The sequence below is a fragment of the Limnospira sp. PMC 1279.21 genome, from assembly GCF_032349615.1.
In the GTDB taxonomy this organism is placed as follows: Bacteria; Cyanobacteriota; Cyanobacteriia; order Cyanobacteriales; family Microcoleaceae; genus Limnospira; species Limnospira fusiformis.
In genome coordinates this window covers 1-4,528 of sequence record NZ_JARPLU010000262.1, presented here as the reverse complement: position 1 = coordinate 4,528, position 4,528 = coordinate 1, and the positions used below count along the sequence as shown (strand labels likewise).

The 4,528-nt window shown below is 44.0% G+C and carries 4 protein-coding genes; 3 read left to right on the top strand and 1 reads right to left on the bottom strand.

The window, feature by feature from the left end:
- Positions 1–1,299, top strand: a 1,299-nt coding sequence (locus tag P5683_RS23020) for a hypothetical protein (RefSeq protein ID WP_315645567.1), incomplete at its 5' end; no start/stop codon positions are given.
- Between the two features lie 66 nt (positions 1,300–1,365).
- Here P5683_RS23020 and cysK read toward each other — a convergent pair.
- Positions 1,366–2,334 carry a cysteine synthase A gene (gene cysK, locus P5683_RS23015; RefSeq protein WP_006621989.1) on the bottom strand — a complete coding sequence of 323 codons (969 nt, stop codon included), beginning with the start codon at positions 2,332–2,334 and terminating at the stop codon, positions 1,366–1,368.
- Between the two features lie 281 nt (positions 2,335–2,615).
- On the opposite strand from cysK, the gene rnc reads away from it, so the two are divergent.
- Both rnc and P5683_RS23005 read left to right on the top strand, forming a co-directional pair.
- A complete protein-coding gene (rnc, locus tag P5683_RS23010) occupies positions 2,616–3,356 on the top strand; it encodes a ribonuclease III (protein ID WP_006621988.1) in 741 nt (246 codons plus the stop codon).
- Positions 3,349–4,428, top strand: coding sequence for a Gfo/Idh/MocA family protein (locus P5683_RS23005; RefSeq protein ID WP_006621987.1), 1,080 nt, complete (start codon positions 3,349–3,351; stop codon positions 4,426–4,428). The genes rnc and P5683_RS23005 overlap by 8 nt, the downstream gene beginning before the upstream one ends.
- The last annotated feature ends 100 nt before the right edge of the window (positions 4,429–4,528 follow it).

The following is a 4,528-nucleotide window of genomic DNA, read 5'->3' as shown; positions in this document are numbered from 1 at the left end:
TTTCCTCCCCGGTCTAAAGACACGGGGCTTCCACGCTCCCAAGAGGTTTACGTGATGAATTATGGGTTCACCCACTATCATCAGACGACCTTGGACGAGCAACTCCTGTACAACCACTTGCAAAAGTTGGTTGGGGTGTCATCCCCACAGGATATGCTTGCTTGTTTTCGTTGTCTGTTTTTGGGTGACCAGGAATATCAAGTCACGGAAGTTTGGGAAGCCTTGGAAAGAATTGTTGATTCCGAATCAGTCCGCGATCGCTTTCCGTTTATAATTAACCGCTGCTGCTATATTTTGGTTAACCAATGGCAGAAGCAGTCCCGTCTACAGTGGGCTATTCCAGAACTGATTGATCTACTTCTCATAGAACCGACTACTTTACCCTCTTCCTGGACCGCTCATCGTTTGCGTAGATTACTCTACAAATTTGTGCAAACTGACGAATATCGCGCACTACGTCGGCTCGCTAATGCTTTTAAAGATAGCACCAAACCCGAACCAGATTGTCAACCCAAGCTAGAAAATTTGATTGTTCGTTATCCCTATCTGTACGAACATTGTTTTTTGACCGATCATAGTGAAATTGATCAACGTCAGCAAATTCGGAAAATGCAGGAGGCGGCGGGACGTAAATTCGATCGCGACTTGTATCAATACATTACTTATCAACAAAAAACTACCATCCAGGAATTGGGCGTAAATCCTCCCCATAATCCTACCCTATTGAGCGATCGTAAACTTAGCCAAGCTATTGACCACTTTACCGGACAAGTAGATGGGGGATACACCTATAATGAGTCCTCTCAACTATTTCTGAAACAGAGTAGTAAGGCTAGTTCATATCATGCTTTTAAAGGGGAGCTATATGAGTATTTGACAAACTCTATGGATGGTAAATATGCTAACCGTTACTTTAAAAGGCGGCTGGAGCAAACCCTAAAAGACACCCTATCCCACAATGATTCTGTTATGGTCAACAGTAGTCTAGTTGCCGGAACCTGTAAAAGACTATTCGATTTTTTGGTAGTTGAAAGCGCCCAAAAACCTCAGCATTTTGTCTTAGTTGACCTCACCAATAACCTAGGCGTTACTAACGTCATGGGTTTAATGCTAAAAATTGTTTTGGTATGTCGGCAAACCAAACGAGAACTAGAAAAACGATTCGCTGTGTTATTTACGCATTATGGCAATTTTGAACGACCCCAAGTTGTTTGGCTGGTTGAGTCCCTGGAAAATCTAAATATTGCTTTTAGCACTCATTTCGGATCATCCGCTATGCGATCGCTCAAGATTTCCTAGACCAGAATGGGGAGGGAGAATCAATCATAATCAACCCTCCCCCCAACCAACAATATAGCCCTTTGATTAATTATTAATTAGCAGGGTTTGTTGTTCCTCATGTAAATCTTGGAATAGCGGGGTACTGAGGTAACGTTCGCCGTAACTCGGTTGAATCATCACAATTAACTTATCTCGATTTTCTGGTCTTTGAGCCACTTTAATCGCCGCACACAAAGCCGCACCCGAGGAAATCCCAGATAGTAACCCCTCTTCCCTCGCTAGACGGCGACTATAGCTAAAGGCTTCGTCATCACTAACTGTAATTACCTCATCAATTAGGGCTACTTTCAGCACCTCTGGGACAAATCCTGCACCAATACCCTGAATTTTGTGGGGTCCAGGTTCACCACCAGAAAGAACCGGACTGTTAGTGGGTTCAACTGCGATCGCTTTTAATTGTGGTTTCCGTTGTTTAAGCACATCCGCCGCCCCCGTGATTGTACCACCGGTTCCCACTCCCGCGATTAAAATATCAACCCGTCCATCCGTATCATGCCAAATTTCTTCAGCCGTAGTGCGGCGGTGAACCTCTGGATTAGCCAAATTGTTAAACTGCTGTAACATATAGGTATTGGGAACCGTATCGACCAGTTCATAAGCGCGCTGAATCGCTCCTTTCATCCCTTTAGAACCGGGGGTTAATTCTAATTTAGCTCCATAGGCGCGGAGCATAGAACGCCGTTCTAAACTCATGCTATCAGGCATCGTTAAAATTAACTCATAGCCTTTCGCCGCCGCTGTCATAGCCAACGCAATGCCAGTATTTCCTGATGTCGGTTCCACTAGGGTAGTCTTACCTGGAGCGATCAAGCCTTCGAGTTCCGCAACTTCGATCATATATGCTCCAATGCGATCTTTAACTGAGGCTGTCGGGTTCATCCCTTCGAGTTTAACCACAATTTGAGCTAAACAGCCTTCAGCTTGAGGAATTCGATTCAGTTGTACCAAAGGGGTACGACCAATCAATTCTGTGATGTTGTGAGCAATACGCATGGTGATCTCAATAACTACAGTTAACCTCAATTCTATAGTGATTTGGGCAGAGAAAAGTCAACCGTGAACCTGACCAGTGTGGACAGCAGAAATTGTCAAACTCTCAATATATATGCTAAAATAAGGGGCTTTTTGCTGATACTTCCCCATAATTGAATGCCCACATATCTGCGGCAATTTAATCATAATTAACCTAGTATATCCTCGATATATTATGTTATAATTATGGTTAAATCCACAGATGGTAGATACCATAAAAGTTAAATTTGAGGTCATTAAAGTTGCAAAAGTTTAACCGAGTTAGTCATCCACAAAGACAAAATCAGTTAGAAAAGTTAATTGAACGCTTGGGATTATCTACTCAACAGAAGATTGCATGGCAATTACTTGATTTGGCACTAACTCATCCCAGTGTTTCCACTCAGGATAATTATGAACAACTGGAATTTGTTGGTGATTCCGTGGTGCGTCTGGTGGCTTCAGAACTTTTGTTAGAAACCTATCCTAATGCACCCGTGGGAGAGTTTGCGGCGGTGCGATCTATTTTGGTGAGCGATCGCATTCTGGCGGAAATTTCTAATAGCTATGGTTTGGGAAGATATTTGCTCGTGGGAGGAAGTGCTACCCGCGATCGCCTGGGAGAAGAATCTCGTTTAGCAGATTGTTTTGAGGCTGTTTTGGCTGCACTTTATCTCAGTACCAATACCCTAGAGTTAATTCGTCCTTGGTTAGATCAGCACCTGCTAGAGCGAGCTACTGATATTTTTAATGATCCGGCTCGCCAAAATTATAAGGCTGCTCTCCAAGAATGGACTCAAAGTTGCTATAAAATTTTGCCCCAATATAAAGTTAATGAAACAGGTTATGCTGGTGATGAAGCGCGGTTTACCGCTTCCGTGTGGCTGAGGGGAGAACAATTAGGTACAGGAACAGGTAGAACTATTAAGGCTGCTGAACAGGCGGCGGCTCGTGTGGCTTTTTTATCAGTAGCCAAAAATGGAGGACAAACAGATAATGAATGACCCGATTAAAATAGCAGTTCTCGGTACAGGACGCTGGGGTGTCCACTTGCTCCGAAACTTTCAAAATCATTCTGGGTTTGAGTTAATAGCAGTAGCTGATAGTAATTCCGAACAGTTAAAAGCTGTGGGAGAACGATTTACACTCAACCCTGAACAAATGTTTGAGCATGGGTTGGCGGCTCTGGAAGTTCCGGGACTACAAGCTGTGGCGATCGCTACTCCCGCCTGCACTCATTATGACTTAATTTCAGTCGCGCTACAACGTGGCTATCATGTCTTAGCCGAAAAACCTTTAACCATAAACCCCGCTAAATCTTGGGAACTTTGGGAACTGGCTCAACAGCAAAATCGACAATTATTTGTCGATCATACCTATCTATTCCATCCAGTAGTTAACCAGGGTAAACAAGTCCTTGCTCAAGGTGTCTTAGGTCAACTACGCTACGGCTATGCTACCCGCACTCACCTAGAACCTGTCCGACAAGATGTTGATGCTCTTTGGGATTTAGCGATTCATGATATTGCTATCTTTAATACCTGGTTGGGTCAAAAACCTGTAGCCGTACAAGCCACCGGAACTGTCTGGCTACAAGGCGATCGTCTTTTGCAAACCGAGGATAATTCCCCAGCCTTTCCCGATAGTAAACCAGGTTTATCTGATTTAGTAGTAGCTACCCTCACTTACCCCGATAACTTTCGAGTTTTCCTACATCTATGCTGGTTAAATCCTGACAAACAGCGCCGTTTAGCAGTCGTCGGAAGCCAAGGAACATTGATTTTTGATGAATTATCCTCCGAGTCTCCTTTAACTCTACAACGCGGCTATTTAGAGCCTGTCAATGGTGGCTGGAAAGGAGCAGGTCAAAGTCGGGAAGTTTTACAGGTCGAACCTGGGGAACCTTTAAAACAAGTATGCGATCGCTTTTTTCAATGTGTTAAAGCCAATCAACCCTGTCCAATTTCTTCCGGTAAAATCGGAGCCGAATTAGTCGATATTCTGTGGGGTTTAAGTCAATCTCTACAAACAGGAGGACTCCCTCACCCCGTCCGTGATAATTCCTCAGAGACTTAAACAAACAAAAAGCGCCCCCCGACTGGGAGGCGCTCTATTTAATTCAAGCTATCAATTAGCCGATTTGAGGTGCAACCAAAGCTACAGGCTCAGACTCAGC

Excerpts from the sequence above, each read along its gene's own strand:
- cysK (WP_006621989.1), bottom strand. The coding sequence starts at position 2,334 with ATGCGTATTGCTCACAACATCACAGAATTGATTGGTCGTACCCCTTTG.
- P5683_RS23005 (WP_006621987.1), top strand. The coding sequence starts at position 3,349 with ATGAATGACCCGATTAAAATAGCAGTTCTCGGTACAGGACGCTGGGGT.